General features: G+C 72.4%; 19 protein-coding genes. 13 read left to right on the top strand and 6 right to left on the bottom strand.

The features are described from left to right. Window positions 1–60: 60 nt before the first annotated feature. Complete coding sequence (locus tag ACZ6O2_RS12820) at window positions 61–975, bottom strand: LysR family transcriptional regulator (RefSeq protein WP_466022940.1); 915 nt, start codon at window positions 973–975, stop codon at window positions 61–63. Between the two features lie 116 nt (window positions 976–1,091). On the opposite strand from ACZ6O2_RS12820, the gene ACZ6O2_RS12825 reads away from it, so the two are divergent. Together ACZ6O2_RS12825 and ACZ6O2_RS12830 are read left to right on the top strand one after the other, a co-directional pair. Continuing rightward, a complete protein-coding gene (locus ACZ6O2_RS12825) occupies window positions 1,092–2,174 on the top strand; it encodes a YeiH family protein (RefSeq protein WP_466022941.1) in 1,083 nt (360 codons plus the stop codon). Window positions 2,175–2,388: 214 nt separating this feature from the next. Continuing rightward, window positions 2,389–3,216, top strand: coding sequence for a DUF72 domain-containing protein (locus ACZ6O2_RS12830; protein WP_350706190.1), 828 nt, complete (start codon window positions 2,389–2,391; stop codon window positions 3,214–3,216). 112 nt (window positions 3,217–3,328) lie between these two features. Here the strand turns inward: ACZ6O2_RS12830 and ACZ6O2_RS12835 are convergent, their stop codons facing one another. Both ACZ6O2_RS12835 and ACZ6O2_RS12840 read right to left on the bottom strand, forming a co-directional pair. Further along, window positions 3,329–3,514: a hypothetical protein gene (locus ACZ6O2_RS12835; RefSeq protein ID WP_466022942.1), complete on the bottom strand. Its 186-nt coding sequence runs from the start codon at window positions 3,512–3,514 to the stop codon at window positions 3,329–3,331. Beyond that, window positions 3,511–3,822: a hypothetical protein gene (locus ACZ6O2_RS12840; RefSeq protein ID WP_466022943.1), complete on the bottom strand. Its 312-nt coding sequence runs from the start codon at window positions 3,820–3,822 to the stop codon at window positions 3,511–3,513. The genes ACZ6O2_RS12835 and ACZ6O2_RS12840 overlap by 4 nt, the downstream gene beginning before the upstream one ends. A gap of 187 nt (window positions 3,823–4,009) precedes the next feature. On the opposite strand from ACZ6O2_RS12840, the gene ACZ6O2_RS12845 reads away from it, so the two are divergent. The 6 genes from ACZ6O2_RS12845 to ACZ6O2_RS12870 all read left to right on the top strand — a co-directional run bounded on the left by ACZ6O2_RS12845 (window position 4,010) and on the right by ACZ6O2_RS12870 (window position 10,751). Continuing rightward, window positions 4,010–4,783: an aminoglycoside adenylyltransferase domain-containing protein gene (locus tag ACZ6O2_RS12845; RefSeq protein ID WP_466022944.1), complete on the top strand. Its 774-nt coding sequence runs from the start codon at window positions 4,010–4,012 to the stop codon at window positions 4,781–4,783. Window positions 4,784–4,958: 175 nt separating this feature from the next. Next, entirely contained in the window at window positions 4,959–6,224 is a 1,266-nt protein-coding gene (locus ACZ6O2_RS12850) for an MFS transporter (RefSeq protein WP_466022945.1), read from the top strand. Between the two features lie 9 nt (window positions 6,225–6,233). Next, a complete protein-coding gene (locus tag ACZ6O2_RS12855) occupies window positions 6,234–7,190 on the top strand; it encodes a DUF1152 domain-containing protein (RefSeq protein WP_466022946.1) in 957 nt (318 codons plus the stop codon). A gap of 459 nt (window positions 7,191–7,649) precedes the next feature. After that, a complete protein-coding gene (locus ACZ6O2_RS12860; RefSeq protein ID WP_466022947.1) occupies window positions 7,650–8,492 on the top strand; it encodes a carbohydrate ABC transporter permease in 843 nt (280 codons plus the stop codon). Next, a complete protein-coding gene (locus ACZ6O2_RS12865) occupies window positions 8,489–9,319 on the top strand; it encodes a carbohydrate ABC transporter permease (protein WP_350706044.1) in 831 nt (276 codons plus the stop codon). The genes ACZ6O2_RS12860 and ACZ6O2_RS12865 overlap by 4 nt, the downstream gene beginning before the upstream one ends. Window positions 9,320–9,341: 22 nt before the next feature. Continuing rightward, window positions 9,342–10,751, top strand: a complete 1,410-nt coding sequence (locus ACZ6O2_RS12870) for an ABC transporter substrate-binding protein (RefSeq protein ID WP_466022948.1) — start codon at window positions 9,342–9,344, stop codon at window positions 10,749–10,751. Between the two features lie 143 nt (window positions 10,752–10,894). On the opposite strand, the gene ACZ6O2_RS12875 is transcribed toward ACZ6O2_RS12870, so the two are convergent. Then, window positions 10,895–11,596: an N-acetylmannosamine-6-phosphate 2-epimerase gene (locus tag ACZ6O2_RS12875; RefSeq protein WP_466022949.1), complete on the bottom strand. Its 702-nt coding sequence runs from the start codon at window positions 11,594–11,596 to the stop codon at window positions 10,895–10,897. After that, on the bottom strand, window positions 11,593–12,516 hold the full coding sequence (locus ACZ6O2_RS12880) for an ROK family protein (RefSeq protein WP_466022950.1): 924 nt from the start codon (window positions 12,514–12,516) through the stop codon (window positions 11,593–11,595). The genes ACZ6O2_RS12875 and ACZ6O2_RS12880 overlap by 4 nt, the downstream gene beginning before the upstream one ends. Window positions 12,517–12,797: 281 nt before the next feature. On the opposite strand from ACZ6O2_RS12880, the gene ACZ6O2_RS12885 reads away from it, so the two are divergent. The 5 genes from ACZ6O2_RS12885 (at window position 12,798) to ACZ6O2_RS12905 (ending at window position 18,885) form a co-directional block, all read left to right on the top strand. Beyond that, window positions 12,798–15,245 carry a ligand-binding sensor domain-containing protein gene (locus tag ACZ6O2_RS12885; RefSeq protein ID WP_466022951.1) on the top strand — a complete coding sequence of 816 codons (2,448 nt, stop codon included), beginning with the start codon at window positions 12,798–12,800 and terminating at the stop codon, window positions 15,243–15,245. 366 nt (window positions 15,246–15,611) lie between these two features. Beyond that, entirely contained in the window at window positions 15,612–16,544 is a 933-nt protein-coding gene (locus ACZ6O2_RS12890) for a hypothetical protein (protein WP_466022952.1), read from the top strand. Next, a complete protein-coding gene (locus ACZ6O2_RS12895) occupies window positions 16,541–16,984 on the top strand; it encodes an ABA4-like family protein (RefSeq protein ID WP_466022953.1) in 444 nt (147 codons plus the stop codon). Before ACZ6O2_RS12890 ends, ACZ6O2_RS12895 begins: the two co-directional genes overlap by 4 nt. Before the next feature lie 9 nt (window positions 16,985–16,993). Further along, complete coding sequence (locus ACZ6O2_RS12900; protein WP_466022954.1) at window positions 16,994–18,262, top strand: sensor histidine kinase; 1,269 nt, start codon at window positions 16,994–16,996, stop codon at window positions 18,260–18,262. After that, on the top strand, window positions 18,259–18,885 hold the full coding sequence (locus tag ACZ6O2_RS12905; RefSeq protein ID WP_350706012.1) for a response regulator transcription factor: 627 nt from the start codon (window positions 18,259–18,261) through the stop codon (window positions 18,883–18,885). The genes ACZ6O2_RS12900 and ACZ6O2_RS12905 overlap by 4 nt, the downstream gene beginning before the upstream one ends. 150 nt (window positions 18,886–19,035) lie before the next feature. Here the strand turns inward: ACZ6O2_RS12905 and ACZ6O2_RS12910 are convergent, their stop codons facing one another. Next, a complete protein-coding gene (locus tag ACZ6O2_RS12910; protein WP_466022955.1) occupies window positions 19,036–20,019 on the bottom strand; it encodes an NAD(P)-dependent alcohol dehydrogenase in 984 nt (327 codons plus the stop codon). Window positions 20,020–20,117 lie beyond the last annotated feature (98 nt).

The following is a 20,117-nucleotide window of genomic DNA, read 5'->3' on the forward strand; positions in this document are numbered from 1 at the left end:
CCCGCTGCGTCCCGCAAGGTGGCCGGCCGTGGCCCGCGTCATCGATGCGCCCGCGCCGGATCAGCCGGGCCCTCGACCGCGTCGAGCCGCGATGGCGAGGAGGTCCCGGGCCGGTCCGGTGGGTCGCTGACCGGCCGGCCAGACCGCACGGAGGGGCCGGCTGAGATCCACGCCGGTCACCGGGACCCGGACGAGACGTCCGGCGGCCACCTCGTCGTCGATGGCCAGGTTGCTCAGGACGGCGGGGCCGGCGCCGGCGGCGACCGCCGCGCGCATCGCGCTCGTGGTGGACAGCTCCAGCAGTGGCGGAGCGAGCGGCGCGTGGCTGCGCAGGGCAGTTTCCAGGGCGTGCCGGGTGCCGGAGGTGGGCTCCCGCTGCACCAGTCGGGTCGCGGCGAGTTCGGCGGCGTCGATCGGCCGGCGCCGCCGCGCCCACGGGTGTCGCGGATGCGTCACGACGGTGAGTTCGTCGCGGGCGACGATGCGCGAGTCCAGCCCGGTGGGCACGCGCGGCCCCTCCACGAAGCCGAGGTCCGCCGTGCCGTCGCCGACCGCCCGTGCGACGTCCGTGGAGTTCATCGCGTGCAGGCTGACGGCGGTCTGCGGCCGCTGCGCGGCGAGCCGGACGAGCCACGTCGGCAACAGGTGCTCCGCCACGGTGAGACTCGCCGCGACCCGCAGCCGTACGTCCCGCTCCGCGCGCAACGAGCGGATGCCGGCGTCGAGTGTCGCAGCCGCCTGCAGCACGTCGCGTGCCCAGTCGGCCACCAGCCGCCCCTCGGGCGTGAGCGTGGATCCACGAGGACCCCGCTCGACCAGGGGGAAACCGACGAGCCGCTCCATGGTGCGGACCCGAGCCGTGACGGCCGGCTGCCCGATCCCCCGTGCCTGCGCCGCCCGGCCGAGGCTTCCGGTGGCATCCACCAGCAGCAACAGCTCGAGCGCGTCCAGATCCGGCACCCGCGACAACTCCACGCCCAGACACTACGCCGACCCATCAGCCGCCCTGATGAGCCCATCACACTGAGCCACCTACCGGCCCGGCCAGCGCTGCTGCACTGTCAAGGGGATCTCACTTTCCGGGAGGTACGGTGGTCGACGAAGACCCGAGCAGAACCACCCTCACGGCACGCGGCGCCGGCCGTCGGTGCGGGAACGGTCGAACGCATCCACCCGGGTCGGAACCGCGCCGGCTGCCGAGCGCCGTCCCCGGACTGCTCCTGGTCGCCGCGGCCACCGCGGTGGCGTTCGCCGTCACGCGCATGCTGCCGGCCGTGCCCGCGTCGACGGTCGCCGTGGTGCTCGGGATGGTCGTGGTCAATCTCGGCGTGCACCGCCCGGTGCTGCATGCCGGCACCCGGGTGGCCGCCGGACCCCTGCTCCGGCTCGCGGTGGTGCTCCTCGGCCTGCAACTGAGCCTCGGCGACCTGGCGCAGATCGGCGTCCCCGGCCTCGCCGTGGTGGTGGGCACCGTCGCGGTCACCTTCACCGGCACCCGGCTGCTCGGCCGACTGCTCGGCGTGTCCCCCGCCCGCTCGCTGCTGGTCGCCACCGGCTTCAGCATCTGCGGCGCCTCCGCCATCGCGGCGATGGAGAAGGTGACGGAGACCGAGGACGACGACGTCCCCGCCGCGGTGGCGCTGGTCACACTGTGCGGCACCCTCGCGATCGCCCTGCTGCCGCTGCTGCGCGGCCCGCTGGCCCTGGACCCGGTCGCGTTCGGCGAATGGGTCGGCGCCAGCGTCCACGACGTCGGGCAGACGGTTGCCACCGCCAGCCAGGTGCCCGGTGCGCTCACCACCGCCGTCACGGTGAAGCTGGCGCGGGTCGCGCTCCTCGCGCCTCTCGTGGCCGCGGTGGCCGTCACCGCGCGCCGCGCCGCGAAAGGGGCACCGGGCGGGTCGGGCCGCCGGCCACCCGCGGTGCCGCTGTTCGTCGTCGGGTTCCTGGTCGCGGTCGGCCTCGCCAGCACCACACTGGTCCCGGACCCGCTGGCGGACGCCGCGCGTCACGTGCAGCACGTGCTCCTCGTCGCCGCGCTGTTCGGGCTCGGCACCGGCATCCACCTGCCGACCCTCCGGCGCACCGGCGGCCGCACCCTGGCACTGGGACTGGCGAGCTGGATCCTGGTGGCCGCCACCGCCTACGTCGGCGTGCGACTCCTCGCCCGCTGACGGCCGACAGCGCCCATGCCGCTGCCCGGGGCGGCCGACAGCGGGTCGGGGAACGAGGGCGGACGGCCCGACGTCGGGCGCGAGCCGAAGGCCGAGCCGGCGGGTGTGCGCGGAGCCGGGTCGCACGGCCGGATACCGTACGCGGGCGCGGGCCTGCCCCGCGCGGGCCGTCGAGCGGTGGGAGGATCCGATGCGCCTGTACGTGGGGTGCGCGATGTGGACGCACAAGTCCTGGCAGGGACGCTTCCTGGCGCATCCGCTGCCGGCCCACGAGCGGCTGCGCGCGTACGCCGGCTGGTGCACCGCGGTCGAGGGGAACACCACCTTCTACGCGACCCCGGCCCGGGAGACGGTGGAGTCCTGGGCGCGGCAGACCGACCCCGACTTCCGGTTCGTGCTCAAGCTGCCCAGGACGGTCACGCACGATCGCCGGCTCACCGGCGCCGACGAGGAACTCCAGGGCTTCCTGAACGCGATCGAACCACTCGGCCCACGGGCCCACGCCCTGTGGATCCAGTTGCCCGGCTCGTTCGGTCCCGCCGACGTGCCGGCGCTCGCCCGCTTCCTGCGGGGTCTGCCCACCACCCACCGGTACGCCGTGGAGGTCCGCCACCCCGCGTTCTTCGACGACCCGCGGGCGGCGCGGACCCTGGAGGACACGCTCGTCACGATCGACGCGGAGTGGATCCCCTTCGACACCACCGCGTTCTTCCGCACCCCGCCGACCAGCGACGCGGAACGGGAGGCGTGGACCAGGAAGCCACGTACGCCGCTCCGCACCCGCGCGCTGACCGACCGGCCGATCGTCCGGTATCTCGGCCGGGACGACCCCGCCCGGACGGTCGAGGGCTGGCAACCGTGGCTCGACGTCGTGACCGGCTGGCTGCGCGAGGGCCGCTCCCCGACCATGTTCGTGCACACCCCGGACAACGCCGACGCGCCCGACCTCGCCCGCAGGTTCCACGACGAGATCCGGGCGCGCCTACCCGAGGTCGAACCGCTGCCCGAGCCGACCCCGGTCGGACCGTCGACGCTGTTCTGAGCCGAGGTGGGCTGGTCGGGCGACAGCGGGACCACGACAACGGCGCGTGCCCGGCCGCCCGAGCCGGGCATGGCGACGACCCGACAGCGCCGAGTGGCGCGAAGGGCCCCGACTACATGTGGTCCAGGCGGGTGAACACGCGATCCTGGACCTCCCAGGTGGCGCGCACGTCCGGGTGAAGCTCGTCGTACGTGTCGCCCCGCATGATGCCCTGGCCGAAGCTCGTGAAGGCACCGTCCTCCAGGTGGAGACGGCTGGTGTAGACGCCTCGCGTACCGTTGTCCCACGGGATGGTCATCGAGAGCTGCTCGCCCACGACGGTGCCTGTGACGTTGTCGCACCGGACATTTCCCGAGTGGTTGGCGGTGCCCCACACCTGCTGCCCGTCCTGATGCAGCGTGACATGGGCGAGTAGCCGTTGTCCTGCACGATCTTGAGGTACCCGTCGACCCTGATCGCCGTGGGGCCGGGCGCATCGGCCGGCGCGATGTCACCCCCACCGTCGTCCGGCCGCACCACCAGGTCGGGCTGGCTGAGCATCTCGCCCTGCCTCACCACGCCTTTGACGCGCATCCGCTGCTCGGCGCGTGAGAACGGCTCGGTCATGGTCATCCATCCCCTCGGGGGGCGACAGCCGCATCGGGTGTCCGGCGCCAGGTAACCGCCGCCCAATACGACGGACGGTAGTGAACCGGCATTGCCGGGCCCAGCGTTCTGTCGCATCCCCGGCTCCGGCCGAAGCGGACGTACGCCGAGTGATCGAGTTCGGTGCGGCACTGCTACGGTCGCCGGCGTGATCCAGGATCTGACACGGGCCTACCTGGCGAAGGTCGATCATGACCTGCCGGGCTATGTGCGGGGCCTCTACGTCGTCGGCTCCGCCGCGCTCGGCGCCTGGCAGCCGGGCGCCAGTGACGTGGACACGGTGATCCTGACGTCGCGGCCGGCCACCGGTGACGATCTGACCCAGCTCGCGAGGATCCACAGCGAGATGCCGGGATCGCCACGCCTGGACGGCGTCTATCTCGAGCCGGCCTTGGCGCAGGTCTGGCCGATCGACAACCGGATCGTGCCGTTCGTGGTGGACGGCCAGTTCACGCCCGACCGGCCGTGCGGCGAGCTCACTCCGGTGCTGTGGTTGACGTTGCAGCGGTACGGCATCCCGGTGCGTGGACCGGCCGTCGCGGACCTGAGGATACGGGTCGACCAGGAGCAACTACGCCGGTACAACCTCGACAACCTGCGGAAGTACTGGAAGGCGACGGCGGCGACGATCCCGGCCGCGTTGGCCGACGTGCCATCCGATCAGGTCATGGACGCCGACACCGTCAGCTGGTTCGTGCTCGGCCCCGCACGGCTGCACTACACGCTGGCCCACCAGGACGTCATCTCGAAGACGGCCGCCGCCGAGTACCTCGCGGAACTGTTCCCCGCGTACGCCGATCTCGCGCGACGAGCCGCTCGCCGGCGTGCGGGTGAGCCGGAACAGTTCACCGCAGCGGACCTGGCCTCGGCGGGCCGCAGCGTCGACGCGGTGGCCGACGACGCGTGGCGCCGCTTCGGCTGATGACCGGGGTGTCCGCGACGGTGGGCGCTGAGCAGCCGTGGAGCCGGCCGACCGGAGGCGCGTGCGCCGCGCGCCCGCACGGCGGCCAGCCGCCCGACGCCCAGCCGCTGCCGCGCAGGATCTGGTCCCGTAACCCGTTCGGAGAGAACCGCAGCCGCTGGTAGGTTCGCTCGCCGTGACGGCGACCAGAAGCGAACGACTCGGCGGGCGCTTCGCCCGGCTCCTGGCGGCCAGCACCACGTCGGCGCTGGGCAGCGGGATGGCGACGGTGGCGGCTCCCCTGTACGTCGCGTCGCAGACCGACGACCCGTTGACCGTGTCGGCCGGCGCCGCGGTGGCGTGGCTGCCGTGGTTGCTGTTCTCGCTGCCCGGCGGGGTCCTCGCGGACCGGGTCGACCGGCGCCGGCTGATGATCGCCGTCGACTGGGTACGGGTCGCCGCCCTGGCGGCGCTGGCCGCCGCGATCGTCACCGACCGGGCGGGGGTGGCGCTGCTGTACGCGGTGCTGTTCGTGGTGAACGCCGGTGAGGTGGTGTTCCGCACGGCCGCCCAGGCGGTGTTGCCGGCGGTGGTGCCGCGGTCGCGGCTGGAACGGGCCAACGGTTGGCTGGGTGCGGGCACGACAGTCATGCACAACATGGTCGCCGGGCCGCTCGGCGGGTTCCTCTTCGTGGTGGCGGCCGCCATCCCGTTCGGCGTCAACGCCGGCACGTACGCCCTCAGCGCCCTCCTCGTGGGCCTGATGGCCGGGTCGTACCGCGGAACGTCGGAGACGGGCGGACGCCGCTCGGTGCGCGCGGAGGTCGCCGAGGGGTTCCGCTGGTTGCTCTCGCACCGGCTGCTGCGCACCATGACCCTGCTGATCGGGCTGCTCAACCTCACCCTCACCGCGGCCCTCGCGGTGCTGGTGCTGCTCGCCACGCAACGGCTGGGCCTCGGTTCGGTCGGGTACGGCGCGCTCTTCACCTGCCTCGCGGTCGGTGGGCTGCTCGGCTCGGTCGTCGGGGACCGCCTCGTCGGCGCCGTCACCGCGACGTGGACCATCCGGGTCGGCCTGCTGATCGAGGCGGGGCTGCACCTGGCGCTGGCCGCCTCCCGCAGCGCGGTGGTCGTCGGGATGGCGCTGTTCGCGTTCGGGGTGCACGGCGCGTTGTGGAACATGGTGGCCAACTCGCTGCGCCAGCGGTTGACCCCGTCCGCCCTGCAGGGTCGGGTGGGGAGCACGACGCTGTTCATCGCCGCCGGCGGCAACTGCCTCGGCGCGCTGCTCGGCGGGGTGGTCGCCGCCCGGTTCGGGCTGACCGCGCCGTACTGGGTGGGGCTCGTGGTGGCCCTGGCGGTCATCGCGGTGACCTGGCGCGTCTTCGACCGGGCCACGGTCGCCGCCGCGTACGCCGATCCCGCCCCGGCGGCCCCGGCGGCCCCCGCCACGATCGCCTGAGGAGGCCCGATGCCGTCGCTGTCCGTACCGCCGCTGTTCGCCGCGCTGGAGCCCGCCCGCACCGTGCTGATCGCCGGCGCGGGTGGCGGCTTCGACGTGTACGCCGCGATCCCGCTGGCCGTCGCGTTACGCGACACCGGCCGGACCGTGCACCTGGCCAACCTCTCCTTCGCCCAGCTCGAACTGCTCGACCTGGACGCCTGGCAGGCGGAGAACGTCGCCGCCGTCACCCCGGACACCGCCGGCCCGGACGACTACTTCCCGGAACGGGCGCTGGCCCGCTGGCTCGCCGCCAGCGACCAGCCGTGCACCGTGTACGCCTTCCCGAGGATGGGCGTGCAGCCGCTGCGCGCCGCCTACCGACACCTGGTCGACACGCTCGGCGTGGACGCGGTGGTGCTGGTCGACGGCGGCACCGACATCCTGATGCGCGGCGACGAAGCCGGCCTCGGCACCCCTGTCGAGGACATGACCAGTCTTGCCGCGGTCGCCGGGCTCGACGTGCCGGTGAAGCTGGTGGTCTGCCTCGGGTTCGGCATCGACGCCTATCACGGGGTGAACCACACCCAGGTGTTGGAGAACATCGCCGCCCTCGACCGCGACGGCGCGTACCTGGGCGCGCTGTCCATCCCGGGCGCCAGCCGGGAGGCGGAGCTGTACCGGGACGCGGTGGCGTACGGGCAGGCGGCCACGCCGCTGCGGCCGAGCATCGTGCACGGGCAGATCGCCGCCGCCACCCGTGGCGCTGACGGGGACGTGCACGTGACCCGCCGCACCCGGGGCAGCACGCTGTTCGTCAACCCGCTGATGGCGATCTATTTCAGCTTCGACCTCGACGGTCTGGCCCGCCGTTCGCTCTACCTGGACCGCCTGGAGCACACCGTGGGCATGCGGCAGGTGGCGTCTCGGATCGAGGAGTTCCGCGACGAGATCGAGCGGCGCACGCCCCGGGCCTTCCCGCACTGACCCGACGTAGGCCATGCGGCGGCCGGCGTGAGCGCCGCCGATGTTCAACACCTTGCCCTCACGGAGCTCGCGCGGCCCGGCGACTACAAGGTAACGACCAGCAGGCATATGGGATCGCCCCTCGGCGACAGCCCCAGTCTTCCACCCGACCTGCACCCAAGAGGCATGCACCAGGAGAAAAGGCGGCGCCGCGCGGCGCTCGTCGCCGGTCGGGCCACATGAGACGCCGCGGATCGCCGATCATGCCTCTGTGCCCGGATTGGTTCGCCCGATACCGGCGGCGACAGCGTTGAGCGAATGATTTCCATCTTTCGATGATGTTGGTACTGTGCTGCGGTGTCTCCCCCTCGCACCGTCAGCACGCCACCGGGCGACCGCTCCCTGACCGTCGAATCCACGCGTTCCACCTCCCGAAGGGTGCAGCTCGCGCGCTTCGGCGAACCCGGTCTCGCGTGGCTGATGCTGCTGCCTTCAGTGGTGATCTTCGCCCTGTTCGTGTTCTGGCCGCTCGGGCGGACCCTCTATCTGTCCGTGCACGGAAACGACATCTTCGGCGCCCCGTCCGAGTACGTCGCCGGGGAGCACTACCGGGAGATGCTGTCCGGGGAGTTCGGCAAGGTGCTGGCCACGACGGCGCTGTTCACGCTGTTCTCCGTGGTGCCGGCCGTCCTGGGCGCGCTCTTCGTGGTGCTCCTGCTGGAGGCGCGCATACGCGGCGTACGGGTGCTGCGGACCGCGTTCGCGCTGCCGTTCGCGTTCTCGGTGGCGACCGCATCGGTTGTCTTCGCCGTCATCTACAACCCGGCGATCGGAGTGGCGAACGGCCTGCTCGGATACCTCGGGATCGACCGGGTCAACTGGCTCACCGACCCGTCGATCGCGCTGCCCGCCGTCTGCGTCGCCACGGTGTGGATGAACTTCGGCTACAACGTCCTCGTGCTCTCCGCCGGAGTATCGGCCATCTCACCCGAGGTGGTCGAGGCGGCGCGGCTGGACGGCGCGACCGGCTGGCGGCTGGCGTCGCGGATAACCGTGCCGCTGCTCTCCCCGCAACTGTTCTTCCTCGTCGTGGTGTCCACGATCCACGCGTTGCAGAGCTTCGGGCAGATCCACATCCTGACCAAGGGCGGACCGGACCAGGCCACGACGACGTTGGTCTACTCGATCTACGAGAAGGCGTTCGCCTTCGGTTCCTCCGACTTCGGCGCGGCCAGCGCGCAAGCCGTCGTGCTGCTGGTCATCATGCTCGGCTGCACGGCCGTCCAATTCGGCGTCCTCGAACGGCGGGTCCACTACCGATGAAGAAGATCAGCCTCGGGCAGGCCGCCGTCTACGTCGTACTCGGCCTGGCGGCGATCCCCGTTCTGTTCCCGGTCTACTACGGCTTCGTCGGCGCCGTCATGGGCCCCGGCGACCTGGCGACCTACCCGCCCGCGCTGGTGCCGCAGGAACTGCACTGGCAGAACATCAGGGACGTGTTCCGCTCGGTGCCGCTCGGCCGCTTCTACGTGAACTCCGCCGTCCAGGCCGGGATCATCACGGTGGCACAGGTCGTCACCAGCATCTTCGCCGCGTACGCCTTCGCGTTTCTTCGCCTGCCCGCGAAGGCGGCGACCTTCGGCCTGTTCCTCGCCACCCTCATGGTGCCGTGGGAAGCGATCATCATTCCCAACTACCTGGCCATCTCCGGCTGGGGCCTGACGCGGGGTGGGCTGACGTACCTCGGCCTGGTGCTGCCCTTCCTCGCCTCGGCGTTCGGCACGTTCCTGCTCCGTCAGGCGTTCCTGCAGTTCCCGAGCGAGTTGCGGGACGCCGCAGTGATTGACGGGTGCGGTCACTGGCGCCTGTTGTGGCGGGTCATCGTGCCCCTGTCCAAGCCCTCGATCGCGGCGGTCGGGGTCTACGTCTTCCTCTCGGCGTGGAACCAGTACTTCTGGCCGCTGATCCTGATCCGAGACACCGAATTCCAGACGCTTCAGATCGGCATCTCCCAGCTCAACGATGCCGAGGCGGCGCAGCCGGGTCTCGTCCTCGCCGGCGTCGCGCTCTCCCTGCTCCCCACGCTGGCCGTCGTGATTCTCGGTCAGCGCCACATCGTCCGCGGGCTGACCGCCGGCGCGCTGCGTTGAACCTTCGAGAAGGAGAGAACCGATGAGAAGACCTCGGCTCCGCCGGACCACGGCGGCGCTCGTCACCCTCGTGGCCGCCGCCGCGCTCACGGCCTGCGGCGACTCCGGATCCGGCACCGACAGCGGCAGTGACGCGCTCGACGCCCCCGGTGCCGAGGTGCTGGAGAAGGCCACGGACAAGACCACGATCGAGTTCTGGCATGCGATGAAGGGGGCCAACGCCACCGCCGTCGACCAACTCGTCGCCGACTTCAACGCGCAGAGTGGTGGCAAGGTCGAGGTCAAGGCGGTCTTCCAGGGAAGCTACGACGAGACGATCGCGAAGTACAAGGCCTCGGTCCAGCAGAAGAGCACGCCGGCCCTGGTCCAGATCTACGACATCGGCAGCCGCTTCATGGTCGACTCCAAGCAGGTCGTGCCGATGCACAAGTTCATCGAGAAGGACGGCTTCAACGCGGGCGACATCGAGCCGAACATCGCCAGCTACTACTCCGTCGACGGCAAGATGTGGTCGATGCCGTTCAACTCCTCGACGCCCCTGCTCTACCTCAACAAGGAGGCGTTCGAGCGGGTCGGTCTCGACCCGACGAAGCCACCGAGCAACCTCACCGAGATCGGCGACCTGGCGAAGAAGCTGACGGTCAAGGACTCCAGCGGCAAGACGGTCCAGTACGGCTTCGGCGCCGCAATCTACGGGTGGCTGCTGGAGCAGTTGCTCGCCACCGACGGCAAGGAGTACTGCGACAACGGCAACGGGCGTACGGGCCTGGCCTCGAAGGTGCAGTTCGACCAGGAGACGGCCGTGCGTGTCGCGCAGTGGTGGACGGAGCTGGTGAAGGGCGGCTACGCGACGAACACCGGCCGCAAGACCGACGACGCCCAGGCGGCGTTCAAGGCGGGCACGGTCGCCATGCACCTGGAGTCCACCAGCGTGTTGCGCGGCTACGTCGACGCCGCGAAGGGCAAGTTCACCGTCCTGACGGCCCCGTACCCGAAGGTGAGCAGCTCGTCCACGGGCGGGCCGATCATCGGTGGCGCCTCCCTGTGGATCAACGGCGTCGGTCACGGCGCGAAGGAGAAGCGTGCCGCGTGGGAGTTCGTGAAGTTCGCCTCCACCCCGGTCCAGCAGGCCAAGTGGCACACCAGCACCGGGTACGTGCCGATCAACGCCAAGGCGCTCGACGAGCAGATCGACAAGGACTGGATGGCGAAGTTCCCGCAGTTCCGCACCGCGGTCGACCAGCTGCACGCGCTGCCGCCGTCGGTCGCGTCGGCCGGGTGTCTGCTGGGCGTGATGCCGCAGGCCCGCAAGGCGTCCGAGGACGGCCTGGAGGCGGCGATCGTCGGTAGCAAGCCGGCCGACCAGGCCATGAAGGACGCCGCGACGAGCGTGCAGGGCGCCATCGACAGTTACAACAAGTCGGTCAGCTGATCCTCGCGTCACCGCCGGGCCGTCCAGTCACGGAAAGGGCCAGCTCCCTCGGAGCTGGCCCTTTCCGTGCCGGTCGCCTACGCGGCGGGGGCGCTGGTGCCTCGCCGCGTCCGGGTCACGCCGGGGGCCGGCACCCGGCTGCGTTACCGCCCACGGCGCTCGGACGCACGGGGAGTCGCCTCGACCAGACGCCGCGTGATCCACAGTGGTGAGGTGACGGCGTTGCCCATGACGACGGCGTGGGCCCCGGCCTCGAAGGCCTGCCGGACCTGCTGCGCCGTGCGGTAGCGCCCCTCCGCTATCACCGGCACCTCCAGCCGCTCGGCGAGCTGGGCGACGAGTCGGAGGTCGGGGCCCTCCGTCGGCGGGCTGGTCGGCGTGTAGCCGGAGAGCGTCGTGGCCACCGCGTCGGCACCGGCGTCGACCGCGGCCAGGCCCTCGGCCAGGGTGGAGATGTCGGCCAGCACGAGGGCGGCGGTGCGCGAGTGCACCGCGCGTACCGCGTCGGCGAAGCTTCCCGCGTCCGGGCGGGGCCGGTCGGTGGCGTCGACGGCCACGACGTGCGCCCCGGCCGTGGCGGCCCGCACCGCGTGTGCCGGGGTCGGGGTGATCATCACTCCGGTGGTGCCGTGTTTGACCAGGCCGATCACGGGCACGTCGACGGCGGCGCGGATCGCCGCGATGTCGTCCGGTCCGTTGGCGCGGATCGCCGCCGCACCGCCCGCCGCGGCCGAGGCGGCCACCCGGGCCTGCACGTAGGCGTCCCGCATCGGGTCGTCGGGCTCGTCGGGCAGCGGCTGGCAGGACACCACCAGACCACCCCGCATGACGTCGAAGACCGTCACCTGTCCTCCATCGCCATTCGGGCTGCCCCGATCGCCACGGCGTTGTCACCGAGTGCCGACGGCAGCAGCGGTACGTGGGACCAGGCCGGTAGCAGTTCCGCCTGGTAGGCGCGGGTCGCCGCGGACAGCACCGCCGGCGCCGCGCCGCCGGCCAGGACGACCGCCGCCGGGTCGAGCAACGCGACGAGTCCGGCCAGGGCCGCGCCCAGCGTCCCGCCGGCGTGATCCAGCACCCGCTGGGCGGCGGCTTCGCCGGCTGCGGCCCGGGCGGCGACCTCCCGCCCGCTCACCTGCTCACCGGCGGCCAGGGCGTAGGCGGCGGCGATCCCGCTGCCGGACGCCACGGCCTCCAGGTGCCCCCGGCGCCCGCAGCCGCAGCGCAGCTGCTCCGCGCCGGGTACCGGCAGGTGGGCGACCTCGCCTCCCGCCCCCTGGGCGCCGCGTTCGAGGCTGCCGCGCCGGATCAGAGCCCCGCCGAGGCCGGTCCCGACGGCGAGCAGGAGCAGGTGCTCCCGGCCGCGCCCCGCGCCCGTCCACGCTTCCGCGAGCGCGGCGGCGTTCACGTCGTTGTCGACGTGCACCCGGCGGCCCAGTCGGGCGCCCAACTCGTCGGCGATCCTGGTGCCGGCCCAGCCGGGCAGGCTGTCCGTGGCGTACCGGACGGTGCCGGTGGCCGGATCCAGTGTGCCGGCGGCACCCACCCCGACGCCCGCGACCCGGCCGCCGTCCAGGAGCCGGCCGGCCAGTTCGGCGGCCGTGTCGAGCACCATCGCCGGCCCGTGCCGGGCGGGTGTGGGGGCCTGGACCCGGGCGGCCACCTGCCCGTCGGGGGTGAGTAGCAGGGCGATCGTCTTCGTGCCCCCGATGTCGATGCCGAGATACGCGACGTCCGCGTTTCCCCTGGCGAAGCTGTCGATCATGGTTCCGTTTCTCGGGGTGACCGGTGTTTGCCGTGTCGGTCCTGGTTGAGCTACTCGCATGGCCTGGTTTCGGCCTGGACCGCAAGTTACGCTACGACGAATTTGGAGCGTGTACCGGGATCGGGTGCTCGCCGCCCGCCCGCTGCGATCCGTCCGCGTCCGGCGGGGCCTCGCGGCACCGCCCCCGCTGGTCGAGGCGCTCGGTCCGGGGCGGCTCCGGGTAAGTTACGGCCCCGGCCGCAACGTTTCACGCCGCGCTCATCGATCAGTGAAGGAGACCGATGAAACGGACAGGACTGCGGTCCGCCGCCCTGCTCACCGCCGGCGGGCTGCTCGCCGGCTTGCTCGTCGTCACCACGGGCGGCGCGGTGAACGCCGCCCCGCCGCCGGCTCCCGCCCCGATCGTCGGCGCGGAACAGGACCTGGGCCACGCCATCAACTCGCGGGTGCTCTCGCAGTACCAGGCGCAGGGCGTCGACCAGCAGGGGCGCCCACAGGCCTACTGGGTGACCGCCGGCAACAGCGAGGTCACGGCGATGTTCCAGGTCACGGACATCCGGTCGGGGAAGGTGGTCTTCGGCCAGCGGCTGCCCTCCGGCACCGGTAGCTGGGCGGTCACCTTCGCCAGGCCGCAAGGCGCCGTCTACTTCGGCATGACCAACGGCGCCGTCTACACCTGGTCCCCCGGGGACACCTCGGTCACGTCCCTGGGCGTGCCGTACCCGGACGAGCAGATCTGGCGGATGGCCGCGGCGCCGGACGGTGTCGTCTACGGCGGGACGTACCCCAGCGGGAAGCTCTTCTCCTACGACCCCGCCACCAAGCGGTTCACCGATCACGGTCAGATCGTCCCCGGGGAGACCTACGGCCAGGCGCTCGCGATCGACGACCGGTACGTCTACTTCGGCACCAAGCCGAACGCGAAGCTGGCCCGCTTCGACCGCGCCACCGGCGAGGTGCGGCCGATCACGCTGCCCGCGCAGTACGCGGACGAGGAGGCCGTCTACGACCTCACCCTCGCCGGGGGGTACCTGTTCATCCGGCTCGACCATTCCAGTGACCTGCTCGTCTACCGCCTCAGCGACGGGGTCGTCGTGAAGATCGTCCCCGCGATCTCCGGTCGGATGGTCTCCGAGACCGACCCCACGGGCCGGTACGTCTACTTCCGCATGGTGGCCGACGGCATCGTCCGGTACGACCTCCAGACCCACACCTACACGCCGGTCGGATGGAAGCCGAACGCGCTGCCGGGCAGTTGGGAATGGGTCGACCTGGCCGACCCGGCGTGGCCCGGACCGACCCTGTCGATGACGTACTACTACGGCCGCGTCTACCTCTGGAACCCGCAGACCCGGCTGACCCGGTACATCGGCGAGCAGGACCTGGAGGGCGCCCCCAACCCGATCCAGGCGATGGGGGCCGGGCCGGACGGATCGATCTACATCGGTGGGTTCCTGTCCCCACCCGGGATGGCGCGCTTCGACCCGGCCGACGACTCCATGACCCTGCTGTCCGGCGCCGGGCAGGTGGAGGGTTTCGGAATCCGCGGCGACGACCTGCTCTACGGTCGCTACCCGGACGGCAACCTGCTCTCCTACGACACCACCAGGCCATGGGCGTACGGATCCAACCCGGCTCCCAGGGCAGTCCTCGGCGACGAGCAGCAGCGGGCGCAGGCCTTCGTCGACCTGGGTGAGACGGTCGCCGTCGGCAGCATCCCCCGTGCGGGTCGTCTCGGCGGCGCCCTGAGCTTCTGGACGCCGTCGACCGGCGCCGTGCAGACCTACCGGGACGTCGTGCCGCAGCAGAGCGTGGTCAGCCTGGTCGAGCACGACGGACTGCTCTACGGGGGCACCTCCGTCAACGGCGGGTACGGCATCGAGCCGACCGCCACCGAGGCCGAACTGTTCGTGTTCGATCCGCAGACCCGGCAGGTGGTCGAGCGCGTGGTTCCCGCGCCCGGCGGCTCGGCCGTGAACGCGCTGGTCGTCGATCCGGCCGGCACCATCTGGGGCCTGTCCGACGGCACGTTGTTCACCTTCGATCCGACGACCCGCACGGTCACCAGGTCGGAACGGCTCTTCCCGAACGAGACGACGATGTACGGCCACGAGCGGGGTCTCGTCCTCGCCGGCGACGGCTTCTTCTACGCGTCGGTGTCCGACAGCCTCTGGCGGATCGACCCGGCGACGTGGAACGCCGTCGAGCTGGCCGCCGGCCGGGTGGCCTTCCTCGCCAAGGGCGGCGACGGCAACCTCTACTACGGCCGGGTGTCCCGCCTGTACCGGTGGAACTTCGCGCTCCCCGCGGTGTGCAGCCGCGTCGTCAGTGGCAGGTACGCGGGGCCGCTCGACGTCACCACGGGGACCACCTGCCTGCGGGACGCCACGGTGTCCGGGCAGGTTTCGGTGGGCAACGGGGCGACGCTGGTGGTCCGGGACAGCACCGTCGAGGGACCGGTCGTGGCCCAGCGGGCCGCCGGCGTGACCGTACGGGACAGCTCGGTGGTCGGGCCGCTCTCCGCCACTGGCACCACCGGTGACCTCAGGCTGGTCGACTCGTCGGTGGCGGGGCCGGTGACCGTGGTCGACGGACGCGGGCCTTCGGTTCTGGCGGGCAACGTCATCGAGGGTCCCCTGCGGTGCACCGGCAACGATCCGGCGCCGCAGGACGACGGTCAGCCGAACGAGGTGACCGGCCCCGTGCAGGGGCAGTGCGCCCAGCTCTGACCTCGCGTGGCCCGCGGCCGGCGCGCCGGATGCCATCCGGAGCGCCGGCCGCGGCGTACGGGCGGAGGGGATCGACGCGCAGAATCCGGCCGGTCCACGCGAGCCGGGGCATCGTGACGGCGGCGGACGGACGGGTGGTCGTCCGGCTGCCCGGCGGACCCGACGGCGAGCCGGTCCGCATCGGCGTGGGCTGACGGCGGCGCTCGGCGGCAGCCGCCACGACGTCACCGAACGGACTGCCGGGACGGGCTGGAGGCTCGGGAGGCGCGTCTCCTCCCCAGGTAGGAGACGCGCTCCGACCGTCGGCCGCAACCCGGGCTCGAGGTCGGGCGAAGTCAGCCAGGCCGCGCACCAGCATCTGCAGGTATGACAACCACACTTCGTCGGGCCGCACAGTGGAACCGCCCACTGATGACCTTCGTCTGGGCGATGGGCGTCCTCGCCGTCGTCTCCGCGGTCGGCATCGTTGCCGACTCGCGGGTCCTCACCGGCGTGCCGATCTGGCTCAAGCCGTTCAAGTTCTCGGTGTCCTTCGTGCTCTACGGCACCACCCTGGCCTGGATGCTCTCCCTGCTGCCGCGTCGCAGCCGGATCGCGGAGTGGGCGGCCACCACCGTCGTCGCCGTGGGCGTGGTGGAGATGGCGATCATCGTCGGGCAGGTGCTGCGCGGCACGACCAGCCACTTCAACGAGACCAGTCCGCTGAACGCCGCCCTGTGGCAGCTGATGGGTGCGACGATCATGGTGCTGTTCGCCGCCCACGTCGTCATCGGCATCGTGGTGCTCCGGCAGCCGATCGCGAACCGGGCCGGCAGGACCGCGATCGGGTGGGCACTCGGCCTTACGCTGCTCGGCATGCTGGTGGCGATACCGATGGCGATGCCCGAACAGGCCCAGAGCATCGAGGGGGTCGCCGGGGCGCACAGCGTGGGCGTGCCGGACGGCGGGCCGGGGCTGCCGCTGGTCGGGTGGAGCACCACCGGTGGGGACCTGCGGATCGGGCACTTCGTGGGGCTGCACGCGTTGCAGGCGCTGCCGATCCTGGCCATCCTGCTGACCCGGTTCGCCGGCGGGCGACTCGACGAGCGCACCCGGGCACGGCTGCTGGTCGTCGCCGGCGGCGCGTACGGCGTACTCACGCTCCTGCTCACCTGGCAGGCGCTGCGCGGGCAGCCGCTGCTGCGGCCGGACGCGCTCACCCTGACCGCCGCGGCGGCCCTGGTGGTGGCCACCGCCGCGGCCAGCGCCGGCGTGGTGGCGGCCCGTCGGCGCCGACCGGAGCTGGTGCTGGCCGCATGACCGGGACGCTGTTCACCCTGACGTTCGCGGTGGCCGCGCCGTTCTGGGCGCTGATGATCCTGCTGCCGCACTGGTCCGTGACCGGCCGGGTCATCAGGTCGCCGCTGATCGTGGCGCCGGTCCTGGCGATCTACGCGATCCTGGTGATCCCGGCGCTCGCCGAGGTGCTGCCGGCCGTCGCGTCCCCGACCCTGACCGGCATACGCGACCTGCTGGGCACCGACGACGGCGCGGCGGCCGCCTGGGCGCACATGATCGCGTTCGACCTGTTCGTCGGCCGGTGGGCATGGCTCGACAGCCGGGAACGCGCCGTCCCGTCGCTGGTCATGGCGCCGGTGCTGGTGCTGACGATCCTGCTCGGGCCGCTCGGCCTGGCCGCCTACCTGGGCGTCCGGGCCAGGTGGACGAGCAAGGTACCCGCCCCGAGCCGCAGCGCCTAGGCTGACGCCGTGAGGTGGGTGGGGCGGCTGTTCGACGCGCGCGACACGCTCGTGCGGATGCTGCTACTCGACCTGAGCGGCGTCGGCTACCTGGTCCTCGGCAACCCGGCCAGCGGCAACACGCCGCCCGCCATGCAGTGGGTTCTGGCCGTGGCCGCGTTCGCCGTCGCGCCGGTGCTGCACCGCCGGCCCCTGGCGAACCTGGTGGTGCAGACGGCGCTGCTGGCGGTGGCGATCGGCCTGATCGACGACATCGCGATCAACCAGGTGGGCGCCAGTTGGGCGTTGCTCGAGCTGACCATGCGGGCGCGCCGACCACGGACCATCTGGCTGGCCGCCGGGCTGCTGGCCGTGGTCGACCTGACCGACTCGATCGGCGACCCGTTCCTGCGGGTCCTCTCCGGCGTCTTCGGGCTGCTGGTGGAGGTCGGCGTCCCGCTGCTGCTCGGCCTGGTCATCCGGACCACCCGGGAACTCGCCCGGCAGGCGCAGGAGCGGGCGGCGGAGGAGCAGCGCCGGCGCGAGTCGGAGAGCCGCGCCGCGCGCGCCGACGAACGCAGCGCCATCGCCCGGGAACTGCACGACGTGGTCGCGCACCACGTCGCGTCGATGGTGCTGCGGGTCGGCGTCGCGCGGCACGTGCTGACCGACCTGGACCCACGGGTGCACGAGGTGTTCGACGACGTGCACGGCACGGGAAGCGCGGCCCTGGCCGACCTGCGCCGGCTGGTCGCGGTCCTGCGCGACCCCGAGGGCGTACGCGGCGACGCGGCCCTGACCGCGATCGAGCCGTCGGCGCTTCCGGCCGCCCTCGGCGCGTCCGTCGACCGGGCCCGCCAGGCCGGCGTCACCGTGGAGGCCGACATCGACCCGGCGATCGGTTCGCTCGACGCGGTCCGGGGTCTGGCGGTGTTGCGCCTGACCCAGGAGGCGCTGACGAACGTGGCCAAGCACGCCGGCACGTCCGCGCTGGCCCGGCTGTCGGTCAGCGTGGTCGACGGGGCCGTCCACTGGGAGGTGTCGGACGACGGTGGCGGGTGGGTGCCGGCGTCGGTGCCGTCCATCGGGGGCCACGGCATCACCGGCATGCGCGAACGCGTCGAGGTCCTCGGCGGGCAGTTGGAGGCCGGGCCGACGGGCGCGGGTTGGCGGGTGCGTACCGTCCTCCCGGCCGCCGCGCCGGCGCCCGATCCCCGCTCCCCCGCCGCCACGCCGGCCTCGTCGGTGCCGCACGAACGCGAGGACCCGGTGGGGCCGCGCACGGCGGAGCCGGCATGATCCGCGTCCTGCTGGTCGACGACCAGCACCTCATCCGCGCGGGCCTGCGCATGCTCTGCGACGCCCAGACCGACATCGAGGTCGTCGGCGAGGCCGACAACGGCCGCGACGCGATCCTCCTCGCCGCGCGGCTCATCCCCGACGTCGTCGTCATGGACCTGCGCATGCCCGGCGTCGACGGGATCACCGCGACCAGCCGCATCCTCGCCGACCGCCCCGCCACCCGCGTCGTGGTACTGACCACGTTCGGCGACGACGACCACCTCTACCCGGCCCTGACCGCTGGCGCCTGCGGATTCCTGCTCAAGGACGCGCCCCCCGCCGACCTGCTGGACGGCGTCCGCCGGGCCGCCGCCGGTGACAGCCCGTTCAGCCAGGAGGTGCTGCGACGCCTCGTGCAACGCGCGGTGCACGCCCGCGCCGAGACACGTCGGCCGGTCGAAGGGCTGACCGCCCGGGAGCAGGACGTGCTGAACCTGGTCGCCGAAGGCTTCTCCAACACGGAGATCGCCGAACGGCTCCACATCGGCGTCACCACGGTCAAGACCCACATCACCAGCCTGATGACCAAGACCGGCAGCCCCAACCGGGTACGCCTGGCCCTGTTCGCCCGCGACGCCTGAGTCCGGGTCACCCGGGCGGCCGCCCTGCCGCTCGCCCACGGGGCCGGCCCGCCTGAGCGACATGCGACGCCGTGCGGTCCGAGGGCCCACCACGGCGTGGACGACCTCATTCCCTGGTCACGACCTGAAGCGACCTCACCAGCCAGTGCGTCAGATGGTGACGACCACTTTCGCCCGCGCGTGTTCACCTTCGAGGTACCGGACGGCTTGGGGCACCTCGTGGAGCGGGTAGGTCCGGTCGATGACCGGGGTGAGGCGGCCGGTCTCGGCGTGGGCGCGGAGCGTGTCGAGGTGTTGCCGGCTGGGTGCCGTGGTGAGTGTGACGATGCGGTGTCGAACGAAGGGTGCCACCAGCCGCCCGCGCGCGAGGAGCCAGATCGGTCCGATGAGGCTGCCGCCCCGGTACACGCCGCCGCCGGAGAGCACCAGCGTCCCGGTCGGGGTCAGCGCCCGCCGGAGCGCGGTGAGTGAGCGGTTGCCGACCAGGTCGAACACGACGTCGTGGCGGCGGGCGTCGCGGGTGAAGTCGTCGCGGGTGTAGTCGACGACGTGTTCGGCACCGAGGGAGCGGACCAGGTCGATGTTGCGGGTGCTGCACACCGCGGTCACGGTCGCGCCGAGCGCCCTGGCCAGTTGGACGGCCAGGGTGCCGACGCCGCCGGAGGCGCCGTTGATGAGGACGCGGTGGCCGGGCTCGACCCGCCCGACGTCGCACAGTCCCATGAGCGCGGTGGTACCGGCCAGCGGCAGGGCGGCTGCCTGCTGCGGCGTCAGGTTCGCCGGCTTCGGCGCGACCAGGGTCTCGGGCACGGATACGTACTCGGCGAACGCGCCGTTGGCGTCGCCGAGGTCGCCGAAGACGGCGTCACCCGGGCGCACCTGCCGAACGTCGGTGCCAACGGCCTCGACCCGGCCGGCGAAGTCGCGGCCACGGATGCGCGCCCGGGGCCTCGACCGGCCCATGGCCAACCGCGCCATCCGTGGATCGCCACGCATGGCGTGCCAGTCGTACGCGTTGAGCGCGGCGGCCTCGACGCGCACGAGCACCTCGTCGGCGGCGGGCACCGGCGCGTCGACGTCCGCGAGCGTGAGCGTCTCCGGCGGGCCGTATCGGTCCTGGACGATCGCCTTCATCTTCCCTCCCCTCAAGGTGTACGGCGTACACCCAATGGAAGCAGCGTAGGTGTACGCCGTACACCCGTCAAGGCGGTTATGGTTTCCACCGTCGCCGG

The organism is Micromonospora sp. NPDC048040 (genome assembly GCF_055587185.1).

Bases quoted from the DNA above. Each gene is read 5' to 3' on its own strand.
- ACZ6O2_RS12830 (WP_350706190.1), top strand. From the start codon at position 2,389: ATGTGGACGCACAAGTCCTGGCAGGGACGCTTCCTGGCGCATCCGCTG.
- ACZ6O2_RS12835 (WP_466022942.1), bottom strand. From the start codon at position 3,514: ATGACCATCCCGTGGGACAACGGTACGCGAGGCGTCTACACCAGCCGT.
- ACZ6O2_RS12840 (WP_466022943.1), bottom strand. From the start codon at position 3,822: ATGACCGAGCCGTTCTCACGCGCCGAGCAGCGGATGCGCGTCAAAGGC.
- ACZ6O2_RS12855 (WP_466022946.1), top strand. From the start codon at position 6,234: ATGCCGTCGCTGTCCGTACCGCCGCTGTTCGCCGCGCTGGAGCCCGCC.
- ACZ6O2_RS12860 (WP_466022947.1), top strand. From the start codon at position 7,650: ATGCTGCTGCCTTCAGTGGTGATCTTCGCCCTGTTCGTGTTCTGGCCG.
- ACZ6O2_RS12865 (WP_350706044.1), top strand. From the start codon at position 8,489: ATGAAGAAGATCAGCCTCGGGCAGGCCGCCGTCTACGTCGTACTCGGC.
- ACZ6O2_RS12870 (WP_466022948.1), top strand. From the start codon at position 9,342: ATGAGAAGACCTCGGCTCCGCCGGACCACGGCGGCGCTCGTCACCCTC.
- ACZ6O2_RS12880 (WP_466022950.1), bottom strand. From the start codon at position 12,516: ATGATCGACAGCTTCGCCAGGGGAAACGCGGACGTCGCGTATCTCGGC.
- ACZ6O2_RS12885 (WP_466022951.1), top strand. From the start codon at position 12,798: ATGAAACGGACAGGACTGCGGTCCGCCGCCCTGCTCACCGCCGGCGGG.
- ACZ6O2_RS12890 (WP_466022952.1), top strand. From the start codon at position 15,612: ATGACAACCACACTTCGTCGGGCCGCACAGTGGAACCGCCCACTGATG.
- ACZ6O2_RS12895 (WP_466022953.1), top strand. From the start codon at position 16,541: ATGACCGGGACGCTGTTCACCCTGACGTTCGCGGTGGCCGCGCCGTTC.
- ACZ6O2_RS12905 (WP_350706012.1), top strand. From the start codon at position 18,259: ATGATCCGCGTCCTGCTGGTCGACGACCAGCACCTCATCCGCGCGGGC.
- ACZ6O2_RS12910 (WP_466022955.1), bottom strand. From the start codon at position 20,019: ATGAAGGCGATCGTCCAGGACCGATACGGCCCGCCGGAGACGCTCACG.